Source organism: Saccharopolyspora gloriosae, from assembly GCF_022828475.1.
In the GTDB taxonomy this organism is placed as follows: domain Bacteria; phylum Actinomycetota; class Actinomycetes; order Mycobacteriales; family Pseudonocardiaceae; genus Saccharopolyspora_C; species Saccharopolyspora_C gloriosae_A.
On record NZ_CP059557.1, the window covers coordinates 336346 to 360626 of the forward strand.

Annotated in this window: 19 protein-coding genes; 18 read left to right on the forward strand and 1 reads right to left on the reverse strand. The window is 71.1% G+C overall.

Annotated elements, in window-relative coordinates:
* The first annotated feature begins 102 nt into the window (after nucleotides 1-102).
* The 9 genes from dacB (at nucleotide 103) to folK (ending at nucleotide 13756) form a co-directional block, all read left to right on the forward strand.
* A complete protein-coding gene (gene dacB / locus H2Q94_RS01485) occupies nucleotides 103-5544 on the forward strand; it encodes a D-alanyl-D-alanine carboxypeptidase/D-alanyl-D-alanine endopeptidase (RefSeq protein ID WP_243791191.1) in 5442 nt (1813 codons plus the stop codon).
* Between the two features lie 79 nt (nucleotides 5545-5623).
* On the forward strand, nucleotides 5624-6709 hold the full coding sequence (locus tag H2Q94_RS01490) for a zinc-dependent metalloprotease (protein ID WP_258718701.1): 1086 nt from the start codon (nucleotides 5624-5626) through the stop codon (nucleotides 6707-6709).
* Nucleotides 6710-6958: 249 nt separating this feature from the next.
* Nucleotides 6959-7936 carry a tRNA lysidine(34) synthetase TilS gene (gene tilS, locus H2Q94_RS01495; RefSeq protein WP_243795465.1) on the forward strand — a complete coding sequence of 326 codons (978 nt, stop codon included), beginning with the start codon at nucleotides 6959-6961 and terminating at the stop codon, nucleotides 7934-7936.
* 34 nt (nucleotides 7937-7970) lie between these two features.
* Nucleotides 7971-8528, forward strand: coding sequence for a hypoxanthine phosphoribosyltransferase (gene hpt / locus H2Q94_RS01500; protein WP_243791193.1), 558 nt, complete (start codon nucleotides 7971-7973; stop codon nucleotides 8526-8528).
* Between the two features lie 216 nt (nucleotides 8529-8744).
* The gene (ftsH, locus tag H2Q94_RS01505; protein ID WP_243791195.1) at nucleotides 8745-11303 is read left to right on the forward strand and encodes an ATP-dependent zinc metalloprotease FtsH; all 2559 of its coding nucleotides are present in this window, start codon (nucleotides 8745-8747) and stop codon (nucleotides 11301-11303) included.
* A 100-nt stretch (nucleotides 11304-11403) separates the two neighbouring features.
* Nucleotides 11404-12033 (forward strand): GTP cyclohydrolase I FolE, encoded by a 630-nt coding sequence (gene folE, locus H2Q94_RS01510; RefSeq protein ID WP_243795467.1) that lies wholly within the window; start codon nucleotides 11404-11406, stop codon nucleotides 12031-12033.
* Nucleotides 12033-12878 carry a dihydropteroate synthase gene (gene folP, locus H2Q94_RS01515; protein ID WP_243791197.1) on the forward strand — a complete coding sequence of 282 codons (846 nt, stop codon included), beginning with the start codon at nucleotides 12033-12035 and terminating at the stop codon, nucleotides 12876-12878. The genes folE and folP overlap by 1 nt, the downstream gene beginning before the upstream one ends.
* Entirely contained in the window at nucleotides 12871-13248 is a 378-nt protein-coding gene (gene folB / locus H2Q94_RS01520; RefSeq protein WP_243791199.1) for a dihydroneopterin aldolase, read from the forward strand. The genes folP and folB overlap by 8 nt, the downstream gene beginning before the upstream one ends.
* A gap of 4 nt (nucleotides 13249-13252) precedes the next feature.
* On the forward strand, nucleotides 13253-13756 hold the full coding sequence (gene folK, locus H2Q94_RS01525; RefSeq protein WP_243791202.1) for a 2-amino-4-hydroxy-6-hydroxymethyldihydropteridine diphosphokinase: 504 nt from the start codon (nucleotides 13253-13255) through the stop codon (nucleotides 13754-13756).
* Between the two features lie 344 nt (nucleotides 13757-14100).
* Here the strand turns inward: folK and H2Q94_RS01530 are convergent, their stop codons facing one another.
* Complete coding sequence (locus tag H2Q94_RS01530; RefSeq protein WP_243791204.1) at nucleotides 14101-15048, reverse strand: MerR family transcriptional regulator; 948 nt, start codon at nucleotides 15046-15048, stop codon at nucleotides 14101-14103.
* A gap of 337 nt (nucleotides 15049-15385) precedes the next feature.
* Between H2Q94_RS01530 and H2Q94_RS01535 the strand changes: the two genes are divergently transcribed.
* The 9 genes from H2Q94_RS01535 to H2Q94_RS30420 all read left to right on the forward strand — a co-directional run bounded on the left by H2Q94_RS01535 (nucleotide 15386) and on the right by H2Q94_RS30420 (nucleotide 24277).
* Nucleotides 15386-15850, forward strand: a complete 465-nt coding sequence (locus H2Q94_RS01535) for a DUF3180 domain-containing protein (RefSeq protein WP_243791207.1) — start codon at nucleotides 15386-15388, stop codon at nucleotides 15848-15850.
* Nucleotides 15851-16075: 225 nt separating this feature from the next.
* Entirely contained in the window at nucleotides 16076-17245 is a 1170-nt protein-coding gene (locus tag H2Q94_RS01540) for a DUF6779 domain-containing protein (RefSeq protein WP_243791209.1), read from the forward strand.
* Between the two features lie 62 nt (nucleotides 17246-17307).
* Nucleotides 17308-18843, forward strand: coding sequence for a PrsW family intramembrane metalloprotease (locus tag H2Q94_RS01545; protein WP_243791211.1), 1536 nt, complete (start codon nucleotides 17308-17310; stop codon nucleotides 18841-18843).
* A gap of 433 nt (nucleotides 18844-19276) precedes the next feature.
* On the forward strand, nucleotides 19277-20158 hold the full coding sequence (locus tag H2Q94_RS01550; RefSeq protein WP_243795469.1) for a Rossmann-like and DUF2520 domain-containing protein: 882 nt from the start codon (nucleotides 19277-19279) through the stop codon (nucleotides 20156-20158).
* Nucleotides 20155-21045 (forward strand): pantoate--beta-alanine ligase, encoded by an 891-nt coding sequence (panC, locus tag H2Q94_RS01555; RefSeq protein WP_243791213.1) that lies wholly within the window; start codon nucleotides 20155-20157, stop codon nucleotides 21043-21045. The genes H2Q94_RS01550 and panC overlap by 4 nt, the downstream gene beginning before the upstream one ends.
* Nucleotides 21046-21123: 78 nt before the next feature.
* On the forward strand, nucleotides 21124-21603 hold the full coding sequence (gene panD / locus H2Q94_RS01560; protein WP_243791215.1) for an aspartate 1-decarboxylase: 480 nt from the start codon (nucleotides 21124-21126) through the stop codon (nucleotides 21601-21603).
* 29 nt (nucleotides 21604-21632) lie between these two features.
* Complete coding sequence (locus H2Q94_RS01565; RefSeq protein WP_243791217.1) at nucleotides 21633-22445, forward strand: type III pantothenate kinase; 813 nt, start codon at nucleotides 21633-21635, stop codon at nucleotides 22443-22445.
* A 786-nt stretch (nucleotides 22446-23231) separates the two neighbouring features.
* The gene (locus tag H2Q94_RS01570) at nucleotides 23232-23585 is read left to right on the forward strand and encodes a histone-like nucleoid-structuring protein Lsr2 (RefSeq protein WP_184483511.1); all 354 of its coding nucleotides are present in this window, start codon (nucleotides 23232-23234) and stop codon (nucleotides 23583-23585) included.
* A 560-nt stretch (nucleotides 23586-24145) separates the two neighbouring features.
* Nucleotides 24146-24277 carry a hypothetical protein gene (locus H2Q94_RS30420; protein WP_258718649.1) on the forward strand — a complete coding sequence of 44 codons (132 nt, stop codon included), beginning with the start codon at nucleotides 24146-24148 and terminating at the stop codon, nucleotides 24275-24277.
* The last annotated feature ends 4 nt before the right edge of the window (nucleotides 24278-24281 follow it).

The following is a 24281-nucleotide window of genomic DNA, read 5'->3' on the forward strand; positions in this document are numbered from 1 at the left end:
CGGCACGACCACGTCTAGTGTGGACCACGGCCGCGCGCCGAGCCCCACCGCAGTGCGGCAGCTCGCATCTGGCAATCTTGCGAACCGTCGAGGAGGAAGCCCGTGCCCGAACCCCACAGCCTCAGGGGTGAGGTGTCCGAGCCCGACGCCACCGAGCAGTCCGCCAGTGCGACGGCCGCTTCAACGGCGGGTTCGCAGGGCGATGACCAGGGGCGCGATGCGGACGCCGAGCACCCCGAGCGGGATGGCGCGCGTGCGGAGGCCCAGCCCTGGCCGACGGAGCTCGAAGCCGCGGAGTCGGCCGGTGACGATCCCGGTTTTCCGGTGGAGGACCAGGAAAAGCCCGCGGCGTCGGACTCCGAGAGTGCTGCGGACTCTTCGGCCGGGGAGGAGCGGAACGAGTCGGCCTCTTCCGGCGATGAACAGCCGGTGAACACTGATGCGGGCGAGGTCACCTCGGCGGACGGGACCGGTGCAGCGCAGGCCGCGTCCACGAGGGGGTCGCTCACCGGGACGGTCCGGATCGATCAGGACGAGAAGTCCGCGAGCGGTGCGCCGGATGATTCCGCGGAGCAGGATTCAGGACCGGCCGAGTCCGGGACGACTGGTTCCGGGGTCGATGATTCGAGCGCCGGGGATTCCGCTTCCGGCGAATCCGGCGCTGACGATGCGCGGGCCGATGAGCCGACGTCCGATTCCGATGCCGGTGGTTCCGGCGCAGGGGATTCGGGAACCGGCGATTCCGCCGCCGACGAGACCGGATCTAGCGGTTCCGCGAGCGGCGACGTCCAGGGTTCGGATCAGTCCCGGGCGGACGACGCCTCCACGGGCGACGACGAGCGGACCGGTCAGCGCGGCTCGGTCACCGGCACCGTGTCCGGGAAGCTGTCCGAACCGGAAGCGGCGGGCGAGCAGTCGACGAGCACGGCCGGGCCGGAGCAGGCGAGCGAAGACACGGCGGCGGACGCCGGGCCGAGCGCGGGATCGACGGTCCGCGGCTCCCTTGAGAACACGGCTACCGGAGACGGGGCTACCGGAGACGGGGCTACCGGAGACGGGGCGAGCGGGGACGGGGCGAGCGAGGGCACCTCGGGGAGCGCCGGTGCGGCCGCGCCCACGGTTCGGGCGGTGGGTTTCGTCGGATCGGTCGAACCCGCCGGGCGGGAGGCCGCCGCGCACGACTTCTCCGGTTGGCGAGCCGCGGGGTCCCAGGTCACGGGAATGATCTCGGGTGTGGAGCCTGCGGCCTCGGCGGTGCCGGACACCGGTGGAAAGGGCACCGGAGCAGCGTCGGAGACCGGCTCGGCCGACTCGGATTCCGCGGACGAATCCGAGGTTTCCGAATCCGGTTCTTCCACTTCCGAGCAGTCCGGCTCCGAGTCCGCTGGTTCGGAGTCCGCGGCGGCCGAAGAGTCCGAATCCGATTCCGCTGAATCGACGACTGCGGACTCGGTGACCGGCCGCGTTGAGACCGTGGGTACGGACTCCGAGACCACGGAGTCGAAGGCCGGGGAGTCGAAGGCCGTCGAGTCGAAGGCCGTCGAGTCGAAGGCCGTCGAGTCGAAGGCCGGGGACGCCGGGACTTCGGATGCCGGAGTGCCGGATTCGACGTCCTCCGCCGCCGAGCAGGTCGGCTCCGAGCCCGCCGCCTCCGAGAAGCCCGCCTCCGAGCGGACCGCCGATACCGATACCGAGCAGGCGGGTTCGCCGACGCCGGGTGATCAGCCCGCCGAGGCGGATGCCGAACCGTCGGCGACCGAAGCGAGTGGGTCCGGCGCGGACGCGGAGCCCGAAGGCACCGTCGATGGTGCCGCGGCGCCCGACGACGGGGCGCGGGAGAACGCCGCGACCACCACCGGCCAGGACGAGTCCGGCCAGGCACACGACGGCGAGAGCCCGATCGAGCAGGGCGACCAGGACGAATCGCCTCGTTCGGGCGCGATCGAGTGGGCCGAGCAGGGCGACCAGGGCGAATCGCCTCGTCAGGACGCGGCCGACCAGGACGACCAGGACGAGCCGTCTCGTTCGGACGCGATCGAGTGGGCCGAGCAGGGCGAATCGTCTCGTCAGGGTGCGGTCGAGGAGGGCGACCAGGACGAGTCGTCTCGTTCGGGCGCGATCGAGTGGGCCGAGCAGGGCGAATCGTCTCGTCAGGGTGCGGCCGAGCAGGGCGACCAGGACGAATCGTCTCGTCAGGACGCGGACGAACAGGGCGACCAGGACGAGTCGTCTCGTCCGGATGCGGCCGAGCAGAGTGGCTCGGCCACCACGCCCGAGGCGGTCGAGAAGGAGCCGGAACAAGACTCGGCACGGCCTGAAACCTCCGACCGGGCAGGCTCGGTCGGAGCGGGCGCGTGGCCCGAGACCGCGTCGGCCGCCGAGGACACCGCGGCGGACGAGACCGCCACCCCCGAACCGGTCGAGGACGCCGAGACGACGGGGCCGCAACAACCGGTCCGGGACGCGGATCCGGCGGAGCCCGCGTCCGGTGTCTCCGCTGAGGCGGACACCTCGGCGGCACCACAGGTCGAACCGGTCGAAGACGTCGAGGTCACCGGCCCGCAGCGAGCGGTGTCCGCGGACGCGGCCCCGAGCACCGATGCCGATTCGCGGAGCGAACCGGCGGATGAGTCCGAGAGCGTCGCCGAGCGGTCCGGGCCTCCCACGGAACGGCTCGACCGCCGAGCGCTCGCGGACTACGCGGCGGCCGCCGACCGCCGCGCGGAGAGCGACCGGCAGGAGACGACACCTACCTCCGACCGGGACGAGACCGGCGGAGCAGCCGCCGAACGCCCCACCGCCGAAACCGGCGGCCCGGCCACCGCCGCAACAGCCCCTGACGCGGCGACCGCCGATGCGGTGAGCACCGACGAGTCGCCCGCCGACGAGGCGACCGCCGATGCGGTGGACACGGGGGATACCGAAACCACGAGCGGCGCGTCCGCCGATGTTCGGACGGCTCGGGACTCGACCGCCGAGGCGGACCGGGACGCGACCGCCGATGTCGACGGCGGCCGGGACACGGTTGCCGATACCGGGACCAGCCGGGACGCCGAGGCCGACCGCGACGCGACCGCGGACGTGGAAACGACCGGCCGCTTCAGCGCCATCGACGACACGACGGCCCGCGTCGACCGGCGGCACGTCGACCAGCGCCTGGATGACCAGCGCCTGGATGACCAGCGCCTGGATGACCAACGGCCGGAATCCGATCGCGAGGACGCCCAGCGGCCGGACGAGACTCAGGCCGCCGCGAGCGGCACCGCCGCAAAGCCCGAGCGCGACGAGTGGCCCACCGCCGAGCAGGCGCGCATCGAGGCGGAACCCGAGGACACCGACGCCGCCGAAGCGGACTCCGCGTTCTCCGCGGATGCCGGAGCGGCACCGCCCTCATCCACCGACCCCCGGCCGCGCACCGAGCCGCCGCCCTCGGTGGAGGACTCCGCGTTCACCGCGGACTCGGGCACCCCGATCGGTCCGTCGCCCGTCGAGCAGACCCAGCAGTTCCGGCGGATCGAGGACACCCAGCGGTTCAACCTCGCCGATCTCGAAAAGGAGACCCGGCGCCGCGAGCAGGCGGACCAGCCGAAAGGTTCCCAGCCCGCCTACGAATCGCCGCAGGCGTTCCGCGAGGGAGACGGCCCCGCCGACCCGCGCACCGACGGCAAGCGCCCCGCCGAGCACGACGGCGCCCCCGGCGGTGGCCAGACCCAGCGGCCGCAGTCGTTCGACCAGGGGCCGCCGACCACCCGGATCCCGATCGTCCCGCCCGCGCCGCCGCAGCCCGCGCGGCCGCCGGTGCCGGGTCCCTCGGACGCGGAGCGGACCCAGCAGTTCCGCCGCCCCGACTTCAGCGGCCCGCCGCCCGGCGCCCGGCAAGGGCAGTCCCAAGCCCAGCCCGCGCCGCCCCGGCCGACCCCGGCGCCTCCCCGGCAGCCGCAGCAGAGTCCGCAGCAGCAGAACCAGGCGCAGCAGAGTCCGGCGCAGCAGAACGAGCAGCAGAGCCAGGCGCGGTCGGCCCAGCCGCAGGATTTCGCCGCGCCCGCCGGTGCCTTCCAGCAGCCGCCGCTCCAGGACGCGCACCGGGCGACGCCGCAGCGCATCGAGCCCCAGGACGAACCCGAGCACGTCGAGCACGACGAACCGCAGCAGGTGGCCGAGCCGCGCCGCAAGCGGGCGACGGTCCTGCTGGCGGTGCTGACCGTGGTCGTGCTCGGCGCAGGACTCGCGGTGGGAGTGCCCGCGCTGATCACCGGGCTCAGCGCCGCCCGACTCGCCGACGCGCCCGCGCCGGTGCGGCTCTCCCCGTCGATCCGCCCGGTCGGCGCGAACGCCCCCGAACCCGGCAAGGCCGGGCTGGAGGCGGCGGTGCGCGGTCCGCTGTCGAACCCCGTGCTGGCGCCGGTCACCGGCGCCGTCGTGGACGTGCAGTCCGGGCGCAGCCTGTGGGAACGCGAGCAGAACCGGCCGATGATGCCCGCCTCCACCGGAAAGCTGCTCACGATGAGCGCGGCGATGCTGGCGCTCGACCACGACGCCCGGTTCACCACCAAGGTCGTGCGCGGCTCGGAACCCGGCAGCGTGGTGCTCGTCGGCGGCGGCGACCCGACCCTCTCCACGCTGCCCGCCGGGGAGGACTCGGTGTACCCGGGAGCGGCGCGCTTCGACGACCTGGCGGCGCAGGTGCGTGCCGCGACGGGCGGCCAAGTGACCTCGATCAAGGTCGACACCAGCCGGTACAAGGGCGATTCGAGCGCGCCCGGCTGGCTGCCCCAGGACATCCCGGACGGGATCATGGCGCCGATGGAGTCGGTGATGGCCGACGGCGGCCGCACGGACGACCCCACCGACGACTACGGCGCACGCACCACCTCGCCGGCGGCGAAAGCGGGTGAAGAACTCGCCACCCGGCTCGGCCTGTCGGCCTCCGCGGTGTCGGAGGGAACGGCGCCGCAGAACGCGCAGGCCGTCGGTTCCGTCGAGTCGCCGACCATGCGCAAGCTGATGGAGACCACGCTGATCCACTCGGACAACGTGCTCGCCGAGGCGCTGGCCCGCGAGGTCGCCGTCAAGACCGGCAACGAGCCGTCCTTCGCCGGATCGGTGAAAGCGGTGCGCGAAGTGCTCCAGCGCAACGGCGTGGACCTCACCGGCGTGCAGATGTCCGACGGCAGCGGCCTGTCCACCGAGGACCGCATCCCGGCGAAGGTGCTGGCGGACCTGATGGCCACGGCCACCGCGCCGGAGCGCGACGGCGGGCTCTCCCAGCAGAGCTCGAAGTTGCGCGCGCTGCTGACCGGGCTGCCCGTCGCGGGCGGTTCGGGCAGCCTCGCCGACCGCTACGGCGACGGCGACGGCCGCGGCTGGGTCCGGGCGAAGACGGGCACGCTGGACGGGGCGAACAGCCTCTCCGGCACGATCCTCACGCAGGACGGCAGGCTGCTCGTGTTCGCGCTGATGTCCAACAGCACCGCCGCCGCCGGCTCGGTGCGGCCCGCCCTCGACGAGGTCGCGGGCGCGATCCAGCAGTGCGGTTGCGGCTGATCGGACGCGGCGGCGCAGCGGTGTCGCAGCCCAGCTCACCCGGAGTACGGTCGGTTTTGTGACTTCGCGATCCGCCACGCTGCCGCCCCGACCGCACAGCCGGGACGGAGCGCAGCGGACGCTCGACTGGGACCTGGCCGCGTCCACCGCCGGCCGGTTGATGCACACCGGACCTCAGGTCCCCCGTTCGGAGGCTGCGCACGCGGTGCGCGAACTCCGCCGGGCCAGCGTCGCCGCCGAGAGCCACGTGCGGGAGCTGACCGGACTCGGCCTGGACCTGCCGGTGCTCGAAGGCGATGTGGTGGACCGCACCGAGTGGGTGCGTGCGGCCGCGCGCGGGTTGTCCGAGCTCACCGGCATCGCGATGAGCTCCCGCGCCACCGGAACCGATCTGCTCGGCGGGCTCGGAGTTCGCGGCGCCGGAGTGCAGGCCGGGCTGGTGCTGTCGTACCTGGGCACCAAGGTCCTCGGGCAGTACGACCCGTTCCTGCCCAGCGACCAGGGCACCCGGCCGGGGCGGCTGCTGCTGGTGGCGCCGAACATCGTGGCGGCCCGCCAGGCGCTGGACGTGCCCGCGGACGACTTCACCATGTGGGTGTGCCTGCACGAGTCGACGCACCGCTTGCAGTTCAACGCGGTGCCGTGGCTGCGGGACCACTTCGCGGACAGCCTTGGCGAGCTGCTGTCCGATCTCGACTCCTCGCCCGGTGAGCTGCTGGGCAGGCTGCCCGCCGTGGTGCGTGGGGTGCGAGACGGGCCGGACGCCCAGTCCAGCCCGGGCATGCTCGGGCTCGTGGAGCTGCTGCAAGGTCCCCGGCAGCGCGCCGCGCTGGATCGGATCCTGGCGTTGTCGACGTTGCTGGAAGGGCACGCCGACCACGTGATGGACGCCGTGGGGCCGGAGGTGGTGCCCAGCGTGGCCACCATCCGCCGCCGGTTCACCGAGCGCCGCCAAGGCGGCGGCCTGCTGGACCGGCTGCTGCGCAGCGTGCTCGGCGTGGACGCGAAGATGCGCCAGTACGCGCAGGGCGCGGCGTTCACCCGCCACGTCGTGCGAGAGGTCGGCATGGACGGCTTCAACGCGGTGTGGACCTCACCGGACCACCTGCCCACCCGCGCCGAAACCACCGACCCCGCCGCCTGGCTCCGCCGCATCCACGGCTGATCCCCGCTCGACCCGTCGCACCCCGAACCAGGTCAATGCCACCTTCGACCGGCCCCCTTGGTCGAATGGGCGATTCACCCGGTGCCTCTGGTGCGGTCAACCTTCGACCGGTCCATCGGTCTGCGGGGCCATTCACTCCTGGGGCTGCGAGCGGCGGATCGTGGGGTCTCCGGGGTGTGTCGGGGTGGGGCACACAATGGGGCGGTGACCTCTGGTTCCGGTCTATCCGCCCGCTCCGCCGGGACGGCGATGCTCGAAGTGCGGGCCGCGGTTCGCGGTTTCCTCGACGCCACCCCCGGTGCGCGGCAGGGGCCGCTCGCGGTCGCCTGCTCGGGCGGTGCCGACTCCCTCGCGCTCGCCGCCGCCACCGCCCACGTGGCGCGCAAACAGGACCTGCGGGTGTGCGCGCGCGTCGTTGACCACGGACTCCAGGACGACTCCGGCGCGGTCGCGGCTCGCGCCGCCGAACAGCTCGGCGAGCTCGGATTCGCGGACGTCGAGGTGCTGCCGGTGCGGGTGAGCGGCCCCGGCGGCCCGGAAGCGGCGGCCCGCCGAGCCCGGTACGCCGCACTCGACGAGGCCCGGCCCGCCGGGGCGGCGGTGCTGCTCGGGCACACCCTCGACGACCAGGCCGAGACGGTGCTGCTGGGCCTCGGTCGCGGCTCCGGAGCCCGCTCCATCGCGGGCATGCGCCCGTGGGATCAGCCGTGGGCGCGGCCGCTGCTGGGCGTCTCGCGGGAGACCACGGTGCGTGCCTGCGCCGAGTTCGGACTGCGACCGTGGCAGGACCCGCACAACGGCGAGAGCCGGTTCACCCGTGTGCGGTTGCGCACAGAGGTCCTCCCGCTGCTGGAGCACGTTCTGCAAGGCGGAGTCGCGGGCGCGCTGGCCCGAACCGCCCGCCAGTTGCGGGAGGACGCCGACGCCCTCGACGCGGTCGCCGGAACGGTCCGCTCGCAGGTGGAGCGGGGTGCGGACCTGGACGCCGCGGCCTTGGCGACGCATCCGCCCGCGATCCGGCGACGGGTGCTGCGCGGGTGGTTGCTGACGAGCGGGATCACCGAGATCTCCGACGCGCACCTGCGCGCGGCCGACGCGCTGGCCGGTGCGTGGCGCGGTCAAGGACCGCATGCGCTGCCGGGCAACTTTGTGCTGCGCCGGGCGCATGGCAGGCTTCAGGTGGAACGTGGTGGACGGGGAACCGCCGGGCCGGTGAGCGGCGGGTGAACGTGCGCCCAACAGCGAGAGGGGAAGCCGGTCCGTGTACGACGGCGACATCGCTTCAGTGCTCATCACCGAGCAGCAGATCCAGGGCAAGACGGCCGAATTGGCCGAGCAGGTCGCCGAGGACTTCCAGGACGCCAAAGGCGGCGATCTGCTGCTGGTGGGCGTGCTCAAGGGCGCGGTCATGTTCATGACCGACCTCGCGCGGGCACTGCCGCGTCCGGCTCAGCTCGAATTCATGGCGGTGAGCTCGTACGGCTCGTCGACCTCGTCCTCCGGCGTGGTGCGGATCCTCAAGGATCTGGACCGGGACATCGCGGGCAAGCACGTGCTGATCGTCGAGGACATCATCGACTCCGGCCTGACGCTGTCCTGGCTGCTGAAGAACCTGGCTTCGCGCAATCCCGCCTCGCTGGAGGTGTGCACGCTGCTGCGCAAGCCGGACGCGGTCCAGGTCGACGTGCCCGTCCGGTACGTCGGGTTCGACATCCCGAACGAGTTCGTCGTCGGCTACGGGCTCGACTTCGCGGAGCGCTACCGTGATCTGCCCTACATCGGGACCCTCGATCCGAAGGTCTACACCTCCGGGCGGTGAGGACCCGCCCTGCTGGGAGCGGGTGTGGCAAAGATCCGGTTTCGCCCGGGGGTAGTCTTGTCGACCTGCACAACGCTCGGCGTGGTGGCGCGCTCGCGGCGGCCGGTACGCTGGTTCGAGGGGGTTGACGGCGGCGACGGTTCGTGCGCCGTTCACCGGTGCCGTTGCCCGAAGTGAAGTCAGGGAGGGTCGAGGCCGACCGCCGGCCGCAAGTGAATGGACCTCAAGCGCCTGCTCCGTAACCCGCTGCTTTGGATCCTGGCGGTGTTAGCGCTGATAATGAGCCTCAGCGTGCTCTTCGATGAGACCAAGGCTTATCAGCAGGTCTCGACCTCCGAAGCTCTCCGGCAGATTTCCGAGGGCAAGGTAGCCGAGGCGACCATCCAGGACAAAGAGCAACGAGTCCTGCTGACCCTGAAACAGGGTCAGAGCTTCGCCAACAGCAATCAGCTGATGGCGCAATACCCTGCCGGGGCCACCGACGCGGTGGTCAACGAGATCCGGCAGGCGAACACCGACAAGTGGAACACCGAGGTCACCCAGGACTCTTTCTGGACGCAGATGTTGATCTATCTGCTGCCGATCGGCCTGCTGGTGCTGCTGCTCATGTGGATGATGAACAACGTCCAGGGCGGCGGAAACCGGGTGATGAACTTCGGCAAGTCCAAGGCGAAGCAGCTCACCAAGGACATGCCGAAGACGTTGTTCAACGACGTCGCCGGTGCCGATGAGGCCGTCGAGGAACTGCACGAGATCAAGGATTTCCTGCAGAGTCCCGGGCGCTACCAGGCGCTGGGCGCGAAGATCCCGAAGGGCGTGCTGCTCTACGGCCCGCCCGGTACCGGTAAGACGCTGCTGGCCCGCGCGGTCGCGGGCGAGGCCGGGGTCCCGTTCTACTCGATCTCCGGTTCGGACTTCGTGGAGATGTTCGTCGGTGTCGGCGCTTCCCGCGTTCGCGACCTGTTCGAGCAGGCCAAGCAGAACGCGCCGTGCATCATCTTCGTCGACGAGATCGACGCGGTCGGCCGCCAGCGCGGCGCCGGCCTCGGTGGTGGGCACGACGAGCGCGAGCAGACGCTGAACCAGCTGCTGGTGGAGATGGACGGGTTCGACTCGCGCGGCGGCATCATCCTGATCGCCGCGACGAACCGGCCGGACATCCTGGACCCGGCGCTGCTGCGTCCGGGCCGCTTCGACCGGCAGATCCCCGTTTCGGCGCCGGACCTGCGCGGCCGCAAGGCGATCCTGGGCGTGCACTCGAAGGGCAAGCCGTTGGCGCAGGACGCCGACATGGACGGCTTGGCCAAGCGGACCGTCGGGTTCTCCGGTGCGGACTTGGAGAACGTGGTCAACGAGGCCGCGCTGCTCACGGCCCGCGAGAACGGCCAGCTGATCACGGGTGCGGCTCTGGAGGAGTCGGTGGACCGCGTGATCGGCGGCCCGCGCCGGAAGAGCAAGATCATTTCGGAGCGGGACAAGAAGATCACCGCGTATCACGAGGGCGGGCACGCGCTGGCCGCCTGGGCGATGCCGGACGTCGATCCCGTCTACAAGCTCACGATCCTGCCGCGCGGCCGCACCGGCGGACACGCACTGGTCGTCCCCGAGGACGACAAGGACATGATGACCCGCTCGGAGATGATCGGGCGCCTGGTGTTCGCGCTCGGCGGGCGCTCCGCGGAGGAGCTCGTGTTCCACGAGCCCACCACCGGTGCCTCCAGCGACATCGAGCAGGCCACCAAGATCGCCCGCGCGATGGTCACCGAGTACGGCATGACCGCCCGCCTCGGCGCCGTCAAGTACGGCAAGGAGGAGGGCGACCCGTTCCTGGGCCGCTCCGCCGGGCAGCAGGCGAGCTACTCGCACGAGGTCGCGCACGAGATCGACGAAGAGGTGCGCAAGCTCATCGAGGCCGCGCACACCGAGGCGTGGGAGGTGCTCAACACCTACCGCGACGTGCTCGACGACCTGGTGATGGAGGTCCTGGAGAAGGAGACGCTGGTCCGCAAGGACCTGGAGCGGATCTTCTCCAGGGTCGAGAAGCGGCCCCGGATCACGGCGTTCAACGACTTCGGCGGGCGCACCCCGTCGGAGAAGCCGCCGATCAAGACTCCGGGTGAGCTGGCCATCGAACGCGGCGAGCCGTGGCCCCCGCCCGCGCCCGAGCCGCCGGCTCCGCAGGCTCCGGCTCCCGGCCCGAACGGTTCGGTGCCCGCGGGCGCTGTTCCGGCAGGCCAGTACAACCAGGGCCAGCAGCCACAGGGCGGTCAGGGCACGGTGCAGTTCCCGCATCCGCAGGGACAGCAGCAGGCCCCGCAGGGTCAGTACCCGCAGCAGGGGCAGTACCCGCAGGGTCAGTACCCGCAGGGACAGCAGCCGCAGTACGGCCAGGGCCAGCAGCACGGCCAGCCGCAGGCGGTGCCGCCGAACTACGGTGCCCCGCCCGGCTGGACGCCGGCGACGGCGCCGGGCGGTGCCGGCCAGCAGCCGTACCAGCAGTGGGTCCCGTCCTGGGAGCGCTCGCAGCAGCAACCGGCGGCGGAGCAGAACCCCGCGGCCGGTGCGCAGCAGGCCCCGCAGACGGGCGCCACGGCTGTGAACCCGCAGTCGGCTCAGGACGCGGGCAACGTCGAGCAGCAGGACAGCGCTCAGCAGCCCACCGCCCAGCAGCCCAACGGCCAGCAGCCCGATGCTCAGCAGCCGGGGGCGCAGCAGTCCCAGCAGACTCCGGAATCGGAGCAGCGGGGAGAGGACAAGGGAGAAGGCGGCCGCTGACCGCCTCGCTCCGAGAGCGACAAGACCGGACAGGGGCACCGTCGCACGCCGACGGTGCCCCTTTTCGGTGCGGTGTGAGCCGGTGAAGGAGCAACACGTGATCAGCAATCTCGGTGCCGGACGGGACGACTCCCGGCCGGGCGGTACCGGTTCCGATCGACCGGCTTTCGACCAGGAACGGGCTTCGGCCGCGATCCGGGAACTGTTGCTCGCGGCAGGGGAGGACCCGGACCGGGAAGGTCTGCGGGACACGCCTGACCGGGTGGCCCGTGCCTACGAGGAACTGTTCGCCGGGCTCTACACCGACCCCGACGAGGTGCTCGACCGCACCTTCGACGAGGCGCACGAAGAGCTCGTGCTGGTCCGCGACATCCCGATGTACTCCCAGTGCGAGCACCACTTGCTGCCGTTCCACGGGGTCGCGCACATCGGCTACATCCCGAACGAGAAGGGCCGGGTCACCGGCCTGTCGAAGCTGGCGCGGCTGGTGGACCTGTACGCGAAGCGCCCCCAGGTGCAGGAGCGGCTGACCTCGCAGGTCGCCGACGCGTTGGCGCGGAAGCTGGAGCCGCGCGGCGTGATCGTCGTCGTGGACGCCGAGCACCTGTGCATGGGAATGCGCGGGGTGCGCAAGGCGGGTTCGACGACGACGACCTCCGCGGTGCGCGGTATCTTCCGCAGCTCCGCCTCTTCTCGCGCCGAGGCGTTGTCGTTGATCAGAGGTTCGTGATGAGCGTGTTGCTTCCCCGGCCCGGCCGGTGCGCGGTGATGGGCGTGCTGAACGTGACGCCCGATTCGTTCTCCGACGGCGGCCGCTACCTGGACCGCAAGGCCGCGGTGGCGCACGGCGTCGACATGTTCGAAGCCGGCGCCGACATTATCGATGTGGGCGGTGAGTCGACGCGGCCCGGTTCGGATCGGGTGGCGGCGGGCACCGAGATCGAGCGGGTGCTGCCGGTGGTGGCGGAGCTGGTCGACGCCGGTGTCCCGGTGAGCGTGGACACCACGCGCGCCGAGGTCGCCGCGGCCACCGCCGAAGCGGGCGCCTCGGTGATCAACGACGTGTCCGGCGGGCTGGCCGATCCGGACATGGCGCGGGTCGCCGCGGACACCGGGGTGCCGTGGGTGCTGATGCATTGGCGCGGTCACAGCCGGGACATGAATTCGCTGGCCGAGTACGGCGACGTGGTCGCCGAGGTGCGTTCGGAGCTGCTGGCCCAGGTCGACCTGGCCTTGCGGGCGGGTGTCCGGGAGGACGCGATCGTGCTCGATCCGGGGCTGGGCTTCGCGAAGACCGGGGAGCACGACTGGGCCTTGCTGCACCGGCTGAGCGAGTTCGTCGGCTTGGGCTTTCCGGTGCTGGTGGGCGCCTCGCGGAAGCGGTTCCTCGGCAAGTTGCTGGCCGAGGACGACGGCACTCCGCGCGCCCCGGCGGGCCGCGAGACGGCCACGGCGGTGGTCTCGGCGCTGGCCGCGGATCGCGGCGCGTGGGCGGTGCGGGTGCACGATGTGCGGAGTTCGCTGGACGCCGTCGCGGTGACCGCGGCGTGGAACGCCGGAGGGACCGTTGGCTGACCGGATCACGTTGACCGGGTTGCGGGTGCGCGGCAACCACGGGGTTTTCGAGCACGAGAAGCGCGACGGCCAGGAGTTCCTGGTCGACATCACGGTGTGGGTGGACCTCGCCGGTGCGGCGGCCGACGACGACTTGGCGCAGACGTTGCACTACGGCGAGCTGGCGCAGCGCGCGGCGGACATCGTGGCCGGGCCGTCGCGGGACCTGATCGAGACGGTGGCCGCGGAGATCGCCGACGGCATCATGGACGACCGCCGAGCGCACGCCGCGGAGGTCACGATCCACAAGCCGTCCGCGCCCATCCCGCTGACCTTCGCCGACGTGGCGGTCACGATCCGCCGCTCGCGGCGCGCGGCCCGGAACGGTTGAGGCGATGAGCAGGGCGGTGCTGTCCCTCGGTTCGAACCTGGGGGACCGGTTGGCGCACTTGCAGTCGGCCGTGGACGGGTTCGCCGAGTCGGTGGTGGCGGTATCGCCGGTCTACGAGACCGCGCCGTGGGGCGTCACCGACCAGCCGGACTTCCTCAACGCGGTGATCGTCGTGGCGGCCGCGGACGTGGACGAATGGGGTTGGCTGCGGCGCGGCCAGGAACTGGAGCGCGCGGCGGAACGACTGCGGGAACGCCGCTGGGGTCCCCGCACCCTGGATGTGGACGTGGTCACCGTGGACGGTGTGCGCGGCGCGGACCCGGAGCTGCTGCTGCCGCATCCCGGTACGCCCGATCGGGCCACGGTGCTGATCCCGTGGTCGGTGGTGGAGCCGGACGCGGTGCTGCCGGGCCACGGCCCGATCGCCGAGCTGATCAGCGCGCTGCCCGCCGCGGACCTCAACTCCGTGCAGCGCCGCGACGACCTCCCCTTGCACCTCCCGAGCTGAACGTCCCCTTCGCCCGGTGGGATCGGTCAAAGGGGCCATTGACGCCAGAGGCGGTCTCGGGTGAAGGAGGCATGGCTCCGGAGGTGATCTCGGGTGAATGTCTCCTTCGCCCGGTGGGATCGCCAAAGGGGCCACTGGCTTCGGGTGAATGTCTTTCTCGCCCGGTGGGGTTGGGCGAAGGGGTCATGGCTCCGGAAGCGGTCGGGTCCGGGTGGTGCGTGCGGAACGGCCCGCTCGACCGATGCCGGTCGAACGGGCCGCTCGTTCTGGTGTGCCCGGCCAGGGTGGATACCCCCAAGGATCCACCCCGCCCGAGGCGGTCGGTGCCGTGCGCCCTACCTCGATCAGGGCAGGGTGGCGCGCACGGCGTCGGCGAGCCAGTGCGCCTGCCGCTCGGTGGTGGGGTGCGGCGGCCAGTCGTTGATGATCGCCAGCAGCTCCCAGTACCGGGACAGTCGCTCGTCGTAGGGCGCCCCGAAGCTGTCCGCGAGCTCGGCGCGCGCGGCCGGGCCGTCGGTCGAGCCGTTCTGACGTGCCCAGAGCTCGGCGGCGTGCTCGGCCAGTTCCCGGCCGCGCTCAGAGTCCGGGGTGTGCCCGGCCTCCTTGGCCTGCTCGATGTCCTCGAACAGCGTCCACCAGCGCGCGGCCTCCTCCTTCGTCCGCACCGGCGTGGCATCCTCGCCGCCGGCCTGCGCGGCCTGCTGCTCCCAGAGCCGCCGCACGGTGGTGCGGAAGTCGGAGTCCCCGACGAGCTCGGCGAGTTCGATCCACGCCTCCACCTGCTCGGTGCTCGGGTCGTCCGGGAGTTCCGGTTTCGCCGAGCGCATCCACGCCGCGAACTGCTGGTCCACGTCGAGGCCGCCGATGGTCTCGTCCCAGAACTCGTCGATGAGCCGGTTGCGCTCCGCGTCGGACATCGTCGCCAGCTTGTGCATGAGTTTCACCTCTTCGGTCGATCGGTCCAGGTGTACGACCGCTCGCAGCACCGCGCGGCGGGTCCGCAGCAACCGCATCTGGTCCTCCAAGAGGGCCAGTTGCGCCTCGGCGAGCCGCCGCACCGAGGTCTCCTCGGCCAGGACGCGGCGCACCTCGTCGAGCCCGGCCCCGAGCTCGCGCAGGGTGCGCACCAGTTCCAGCCTGGCTATGGCGGTCACGTCGTAAAGCCGATAGCCGGAGTGCGTGCGGTCGGTGGGCGGCACGACTCCGCTGTCGGAGTAGAACCGGATGGTCTTCACGCTCAGCCCGGTGCGCCGGGAGAGCTCTCCGATCGTGTAGCGCTGCGCGTCGTCCACGAGATGAACCCTCGACCTTCCAGCCACTGGAGACTCAAGTCCCTTTTCGAAATCGCTTCGGAGTGGTCTGCGTAGGGGGCGGGTAGCGGAACCTCAGCGGCTTCCTCGCTGCGGGATCTTTTTCCCGAGTGGCTCCAACGAGGGAAAAGCCGTCCGCGCGAGGAAGCCGCTGAGAATCCGCCGGTGGTCGTTCTGCTCTAGCTGGTCGCTGCTCATCGGCTTCGCCGCTGACAAGACACTGATCGGCCGATCGACCCGCGTCGATCGGCCGGTGCCTTGCGGGATGGTCCGCGTGGAGTGCGATGCTGGAATGGTGGCACCTCGGCAGCAGGAACGGATGACGTTCACGCAGGCGCGGCAGTTGATGTTGGCCGCCTTGATCGCGGCGGTGCTGGCGTACGTCGGTTCGCGCCTGGCCTACGGCGGGTTGCCCAGGCTGCCCGCGTTGGCGGGGGCGACGTTGCTGGTGATCGCGGTGGTCGACGTGCTGCTGGCGGTGGCTCTGCGGCCGCGCATCCGGCGCAAGCCGGGCACCGAGCCGGTCGACGCGCTGCCCGCGGCGCGCGCGGTCGCGTTGGCGAAGGCGTCCTCGATGGCCGGGTCGATCATGGGCGGGGTGTGGATCGGGCTGCTCGGTCACCTGCTGCCGCTCCAGGACACGATGCAGGCCGCCCGCGACGACATGACGGCCGCGGTGATCGGCTTGATCAGCGCGTTGGCGCTGGTGGCCGCCGGACTGTGGCTGGAGCACTGCCTGCGCAACCCGGACGACCCCGAAGAGCCCTACGACGACGAGGACTGATCCCTCGCCGTTCTTTCGCGGTAGCAAGGACCGGCAACGATGAGCCGGAACCTGCCGCACAACCGCCGAGTCCGGCGATCGAGCTGGGCGAACTCCGAGATTTCTCTTGCGCGCCAACGATTTCATGGCCCGTTCGGGGCATTCGGGCTGGTCCGGTTCGCCGAACCGCAGTTCGCTCCGTTCCCTGCGGGTCTCGATCGGATAAAGGCCGGGTACCGTGGGGCCATGTCCGCCCCTGGCCGTTCCGCAGCCGCTGACCAGCGTCCGTCGGTGTTATGGGTCGGCGCCTTGGTCTTAGCCGCCGCCGCGACCGCGATCCTGGTGCTGAGCAACGACTCGCGGGTGCTCAAGCTGGGACTGGTGGCCGCGCTGTGGGCCGCGCTGCTGGGCGCGTTCGGCGTCGCGAAGCTGCGCGCCAAGGCGGCCGACGCCGCCGAACGGGAAGCGGAACGCCAGCGCGTCTACGAGATCGAACTGGAACGGGAGATCGCCGCCCGCCGCGAGTTCGAGGCGACCGCGGAGGCAGAAGCACGCCGCACCGCGGCCGCGGAGTCCGACGCCGAGATCCAGGCGCTGAAAGCGGAATTGCGCGCCCTGCGGGAGAACTTGGAGAAGATGCTCGGCGGTGACGTGCTGTTCGAGCGCGTCGCGCTGCGAGCGGAGTCCACTCGGGTGCGTTCCCTGCCGGAACGCCCCGCCGCGACGGGCGAGCAGCCGCGGTTCATGTCCGGTGACACCGGCGCGCACCCGCGGATCATCCAGCAGACCGATGGATCCGGCAGGCAGCTGCCCGCCGGCTATCAGGGCCAGGTGGAGCCTCCGGCGCCGAACGAGCAGGTGCTGCCCCGGACTCCCGTCGAGCAGCCCCCGCCGCGCCCGTCGAAACCGCGCAAGTCCCGGCCGCAGCAGGGCAGGCCCGCGCCGCGGCAGGCAGCCGACACGCGCAAGCAGCGCCCGGCGCAGACCGGGAACCAGGGCGCGTGGCCGGAGTCCACTTCGGACCGGCTGCGCCCGGTCCAGCCCGAGCAGGCAGCGGCGCAGGCCGTTCCGGACACCGCCCACGCCCGTCCGGCAAGCCCTCCGCAACAGCCTCCCCCGAGCAGTCCCCGGCAGCCCAGCCGTACGCGGCCGCGCACACCGCTCAGCAGGCCGCTCCGGCGCCGCCCGAGCCCGACGCCGGCGACGCCGAGCGCCGCACGCCGACCCGGCAGGTCGAGGCGGGCGCGCACACCGAGGGCACCTCCGTCGTCGACCTGCTCGCGGCCTACGGCGACTCCGACGCGCAGCCGGAACCGAAGCGCCGCCGCCGTCGCCGCGCCTGACTCGGCTGCACCGCACCGATTCCGCAGGCAGGAACGGGTGGAGACGCCGATCCCGCGACCGGTCCAGCGGTGAACATCGGGTAATGCCGCCCCAGGCGGTGTAGGACGAAGACCCCGCGTTCTAGGGTTTCGGGCGTGTCCACACCTGATCTCTCCGGTCCTGTGCCCGACATCTCCGGTGCGCGCAGGTTGCAGACCCGCAAGCATTCCGCGGTCGGCTGGCCGGTCGCCGGGTTGTTGCTGCTCGGTGTCATCGGCCTGGTCATGGTGGGTGTCGCGACCTCCAGGGTGGGCGTGCTGCCCGCGCTGGTGGGCGCGTTGGCGGCGTTGATCCCGGTCGGCGTGGTGTTCGCCGCGATCGTGTGGATCGACCGCTGGGAACCGGAGCCGCCGATGCTGATGCTCGGCGCTTTCCTGTGGGGCGCGGGCGGAGCGACCGGCTGCTCGCTGCTGCTCAACGACTCCGTGATCGGCCTGGGCGAGCTGCTGTTCGGGCCGAGCGACCACGTCTTCTTCGAGCGGGCGCTGATGGCTCCGCTGGTGGAGGAGGCCGCGAAGGCGCTGTTCGTGGTGTCGCTGTGGTTCTGGCGGCGTTCGGAGTTCAACGGCCTCGTCGACGGCATCGTCTACGCGGGCCTGACGGCGGCAGGTTTCGCGTTCACCGAGAACATCCTGTACTTCGGCAAGGCCTTCTCCGAAGGGGGCTGGGGCAGCGCCACCGGTGGTGTGGTCGCGGTGTTCATCCTGCGCGGGATCTTGGCCCCGTTCTCGCATCCGCTGTTCAGCTCGATGGTGGGCATCGGGATCGGGCTGGCCTCACGGACCACGGACACCACGAAGCGCGTGCTGTGGCCCGCTGCCGGGTTCCTGCTCGCGGTGGTGCTGCACGCCGCGTGGAACGCGTCGACGCTGCTGGGCGGCACGGGCTTCCTCAACGTGTACTTCCTGATCATGCTGCCGATCTTCGCGGGCACCGGTTGGCTGGTGACGTGGCAGCGCAAGCGGGAGCAGCGCATCGTGGCCGATCAGCTTCCGGTGCTGCAGCGGGCCGGGCTGATCCCGCGCAGCGAGGTGGAGATGCTGGCCTCGCTGGCGGGCCGCCAGGGCTGGCTGCGCAAGGTGCGCAGGAGCGCGGGCGCGGAGGCCGCGAAGGCCGTGCGGGACTACCAGATCGCCGTGACGGAGCTGGCGTTCCTGCAGCACCGGGCCGCGGAAGGGCGCACGACGAGCGCGGTGCGGCGGGCTCGCCGGGAGCAGCTGATCGAGGAGCTGAAGGCTGCGCGGCGCTCGGCCGTGGGCTCGCAGGAGGCGTTCCAGACCGCGCGGGTGAAGATCCACGAACTGACGCAGAGCGTTCGCCGTCCCGGTTCCCGGCCGCAGCAGCCGGTGCCGCAGCAGGGGGCTCAGCCGCAGGGTGAGCGTCCGCAGTCCGGCGGCGCCCGGCAGGAGGCGTCCCGACCCGACCTCACTCCGCAGACCGACCCGCGGCGCGCACCCCAACAGTCCCAGCCCAGGCAGTCGCCGCAGCAGCCGTCCCGCCCGGCGCCGCCCCCCGGGCCTCCGCAGCAACCCCAGAGCAACCCCCAGCAGCAAAACCCGCCGGCACCCCGCAGAGCACCTCAACAGCCCCCGAACCGCCCGAACCCACCAGGCCAACCGCCTCGGCAGTGAACAACCCACGCCGAAAGCTCCTCAACGACGAAGCCGTGCTTTCGGCGGCGAAGCCCGCGAAGGGCGGGCGAAGCCACGCCTGCCTTGCGGCCGTAGGCCGTGCTTTGCGGCGTAGCCGTGCTTTCGGCGGCGGAGTCCGCGAAGGGCGGGCGAAGCCACGCCTGCCTTGCGGCGAAGCCGTGCCTGTATGCGCGTCAGCGCATAGCCCACGTAAGCAGGGCGACCACCCGCGGGTTCTCAGTTGGTCTCTCGCGAGGACAGTTTTTTCCCTCGTGGCGGAGCCACTTGGGAAAAAGATCCCGCAGCGAGAGACCAACTGAGGTTCCGCCACCCGACCACCCACGCAAAACGAGCCCCAGACAGAGCAGCTACTCTCGCGCTGCTGTCCGGTACCCGAAATCGGGACTGGAACGGTTGGGAGGACGACGTGGCGATGGGACCTCGCCTGCGGGTCGGAGTGGTGTCCGCGGGACGTGTCGGTGCCGTGCTCGGGGCGGCGCTGGCGCGCGCCGGGCACGAGGTCGTGGCCGTGTCCGCGGTGTCGGACGCCTCGCTGCGCCGAGCGGAGGAGCTGCTGCCCGCCGTGCCGGTGCGCCCGCCCGACGAAGTCGCCGACGCGGCCGATCTGGTCGTTCTCGCCGTCCCCGATGACGTGCTGCCGGGCCTGCTGCGCGGCTTGGTCGCGACGAATTCGCTGCGTTCCGGCCAGATCCTGCTGCACACCTGCGGAGCCCACGGCGCGGCCGTGCTGGAGCCCGCCGCGGAGCTGGGCGTGCTGACGCTGGCGCTGCACCCGGCGATGACCTTCACCGGCCGGGCCGAGGACGTGGAGCGGCTCGCCACGGCGTGCGTGGCGGTGACGGCACCGGAGGACGAGGCGGCCTGGAGCGTCGGTGCGGCGCTCGCGCTGGAACTCGGCGGCGAGCCCGTCCGGGTTCCGGAGCACGCCCGGCGGCTGTACCACACCGCCCTCTCGCACGGCTCGAATCACCTGATCACCCTGGTCAACGAGTCCGCGGCCCTGTTGCGGGAGGCGGGGATCGAGATCCCGGACCGGGTGCTGGCCCCGATCCTGTCGGCTTCCTTGGACAACGCGCTGCGGTTCGGCGACCGGGGCTTGACCGGCCCGGTGTCCCGCGGCGACGTCGGCACGGTCCGCGCGCACCTGGGTTCGTTGCGCGAGACGGCGCCGGAGATGGTGGCCGGGTACGTGGCGATGGCGCGGCGGACCGCGGACCGCGCCGAGCGGGCGGGCCTGCTCGATTCCCGGACGGCTTCCGAAGTACACGAGGCGCTCGACGAGGAGCAGCGATGAGCACAGCCGACGACGTGGGCGCGGGTCCGGGCTACACCGCGCGGGAGCTCACGGTGCACCGCCGCCCGGCGGAGCTGGCGAAGGTGACGCGCGCGCTGCGCGCCACCGGCCGCCCGATCACCCTGGTGCCGACGATGGGCGCGCTGCACGAAGGGCACCTGGAACTGATCCGCGCGGCCCGCAAGGTGCCGGCCACGGTCACCGTCGTGTCGATCTTCGTGAATCCGCTGCAGTTCGGCCCCGGCGAGGACCTCGACCGCTACCCGCGTTCGTTCGAGTCCGACGTGGACCTGTGCCGGGAGGAGGGCGTGGAGCTGGTGCTCGCGCCGGAACCCGTGGACATGTACGCGCCGGACCACCAGATCGGCCTCGCCGCGGGTTCGCTGGGGGAGGAACTGGAAGGCGCGAGCAGGCCGGGGCACTTCGACGGGATGCTCACCGTGGTCGCGAAGCTGATCGGCATCGTGCGCCCGGATCTGGCGCTGTTCGGCGAGAAGGACTACCAGCAGCTCGTGCTGATCCGCCGGATGGCGCGGGACTTGAACTTCGACACCCGCATCCAGGGCGTGCCGATCGTGCGGCAGCACGACGGGCTGGCGTTGTCGTCGCGCAACGTCTACCTGTCCGATGCGCAGCGGCAGGCGGCGCTGGGGTTGTCCGCGGCGATGGCGGCCGGGGCGCACGCGGGTCCGGCAGGTCCGGAGGCGGTGCTGGCCGCGGCGCGCTCGGTGCTGGAAGCCGAGCCGTTGGTGCAGGTCGACTACTTGGAGCTGCGGGACATCGACCTCGGCCCGGTGCCGGAATCGGGGGAGGCGCGGCTGCTGGTGGCGGCGAAGGTCGGCGACACCCGGCTTCTCGACAACGCGCTCGTGCAGCTGTCGGCGTGAGCCCGCGCGCGTCGGGCGCGCACCAGACCACAGGCTTCGAATTCCGGCCGCCTCGGGCGGTGGGGGAGGTAGTCCGCGATGTTCCGCACCATGCTCAAGTCCAAGATCCACCGGGCCACGGTCACCCAGGCCGACCTGCACTACGTCGGCTCGGTGACGATCGACGCCGAGCTGATGGACGCGGCCGACCTGCTGGAGGGCGAGCAGGTCACGATCGTCGACGTCACCAACGGCGCCCGGCTGGAGACCTACGTGATCACCGGCGAGCGCGGGTCCGGGGTGATCGGCATCAACGGTGCCGCCGCGCACCTGGTGCAGCCGGGAGACTTGGTCATCCTCATCGCCTACGGCGTGATGGACGAGGCGGAAGCCCGTTCCCACCAGCCGAAGGTGATCTTCGTGGACGCCGGTAACACCGTGCTGGAACGCGGCGTCGACCCGGCCGCAGCCCCCGAGGGTTCCGGCTTGACCAGCGGTTCCGCCCCGGCCGGGCAGGCCGAGTCCGAGACCGACGACGCGGCGAAGCTGGACGCGCTGCTGGCCGCGCCCGAGGCTTGATCGTGCGCCCCGAACTTGGGAGGTAGCCGGTGCTGCTCGCGCTGGACGTCGGCAACACGAACATCACCCTCGGCCTGTACGACACGGAATCCCAGCAGAGCGGATCGGCAAAGTTCGGGTCCGCCGGCGGCCTGGTCCGTGATTGGCGGATGCGGACCGAACCGCGGATGACGGCCGACGAGATGGCGCTGACGGTGCGCGGTCTGGTCGGCGACCACGCCGAGCGGATCACCGGCATCTCCGCGTTGTCCACCGTGCCGTCCTTGCTGCGCGAGCTGCGCGTCATGCTCGGCCGCTATTGGGACGGCGTTCCGCGCATCGTGGTGGAGCCGGGAGTGCGCACCGGTGTGCCGCTGCTGGTCGACAACCCCAAAGAGGTCGGTGCGGATCGGGTCATCAATGCGCTGGCGGCGCATCACCTGCATGCGACGAACTGCGTGGTGGTCGATTTCGGCACTTCCACGAACGTCGACGTCATCTCGGCCAAAGGCGAGTTCCTCGGCGGGGCGTTCGCGCCGGGAGTGGAGATCTCACTGGACGCGCTGGCCTCCAGGGCCGCTCAGTTGCGCAAAGTGGAGCTGACCAGGCCCCGTTCGGTGATCGGCAAGAACACGGTCGAATGCCTGCAATCGGGCATCCTGTACGGCTTCGCGGGCCAAGTGGACGGATTGGTGCGGCGGATCGTCACCGAACTGGAATCCACGCACGGTGGAACGGCGGCGGTGCTGGCCACGGGTGGTCTGGCGCCGCTGGTGGTCGCCGAATCGGAGACGATCACCCATCACGTGCCGGATCTGACGTTGCTCGGGCTGCGCTTGGTCTACGACCGCAACTTCCGCTGACCCCGCTTGCGCTCCTCTTCCCGGGGCGGCGACTCGCCGGAGAACCGCCCGACCGGTTCTTTTTCGCGCGCGTCGGTACGTCGGAAGCGCGGCGGTGGGAAAGCGGAATCCCGATGCGGGATGTCGTTAACAGCTCACCACTACTCGCCGCCGTGCCGGGTCGATACTTCTTGTCGGCTTGCCGGGAGAGCGGTATGCGGTGGTCGAAGAGTCGACGGCGACCGAGGTCCTGGGCGGTGAGTGCGCACTTTCTGCTTGCCGATGAGTGCGGAATGTTGTGTACCCGGAGTGCGGGAATGTCCCGTCGGCACCGTAGATGTGGTGCACCGGAGTACGTAACGAGCTGCACGATCCGCTTCCGTCGAGCGTCCGGAATGACCCGATCCGGGGAGACCCCTAGGTTTTTCCTCGGCGGGGTGAGTGCGTTTGTGGAGAGCCTGCGCTAACCTGACCGTGACAATGTTCGGTGAAGGCTTCGATGACGGCTATTGTTGGGCACTGTCTAACTCTGTCGAACTCCATCAGGCCGGTAGCGGGACGGCTCGAACAGTGGCCGCCCCGAGCGCCGGCCGACGAACCCGGCAGAAGGCCGAAGGGCTCACTGCAAGGTCGACCGGAGTGCCCGGTGGAGCGTTCGGATTGAGCGGATCTGCCGGGAAGTTCAGTAAGGGCAGTCGGTGTGGCCCGGGGCGAGAGTCGGACCCGGGAAGCTCTCGGCAGGGCGTCTCGGCAGAGTCGCGCCGTCATCGGTGTTTATTGCGGAAAACTCCGGGGAGGACTGCCATCATGGCGCAGAAGGTCACGGTCACGCTTGTCGACGATCTCGACGGCGGCCAGGCTGATGAAACGGTCGAGTTCGCGTTGGACGGTGTCTCGTACCAGATCGACCTTTCCAACGACAATGCGAGCGAGCTGCGCGACGCGCTGTCCGGCTACGTCTCCAGCGCTCGCCGCGCTGGAGGCCGCAAGAAGCCTGGTCCGCGCCCCGCCGCAGCCGGTCGCGCCGCGGGCGGCTCCACCAGTGCGGATCGGGAGCAGAACCAGGCCATCCGGGAATGGGCGCGCAAGCGCGGCCTGAAGGTCTCGGACCGGGGCCGGATCCCCGCGGACATCGTGGACCAGTACCACAAGGCGAACTGAAGCCGTACTGGCGCGATCAGGGGGCACCGGGGATTCCCGGTGCCCCCTGCGTCTTATCCGGGGCCGGTCGAGTCGCGGATCTTCGCGCGGAACACGTCAATGGATCGTGTTCACCGTTGGGGCGGAGTCGTCGATCTACGCGCGGTCACTGAACGGGACATCCGGATCCCTGTCATCGAGGCCGTGTTCCGCGGCATCCGATCGACTGCGCCGGATGCCGCATCACGAATCTTCCTTCCAGCCGCACCTGATCCGATGTTCGTCCGCACCAGGAATGCTGATGGCCCTGCCGCGTGCGTCCGCTGTTCGCAGATCGGGATTGTCACCTTCGGTGTTCAGGCGGCCCGCGTTTGTCGGTGGCCGGTTTTGTGGCTCGCTCGTTTGCCGGTGCGCGCGTGTTCCGCGCACGTTCTACACCGGAGGTCGTTTTCCGTGAACATCAGCCCGCCGTCCGGCCGGCGCGGTGGTGAAATCGCCGCGGTGAGTGTTACGTGAGCGCGTTTCATGAGTCAGGTCCCGTTCGGCGTTAACCGCCGGGATTTCATCCTTCGCGAGACCGGATGCGCCGCAAGATTGCCGTCGCCGCTACTCCGATCGCCGGTACGGGCCAGGGAAATCCCTCAGTGATCCGTTTCGGAATCGATGCCGACCAACTGGAAATCGTGTTCTCGGTCCCGGCCGGCAGCGAGTGATGAG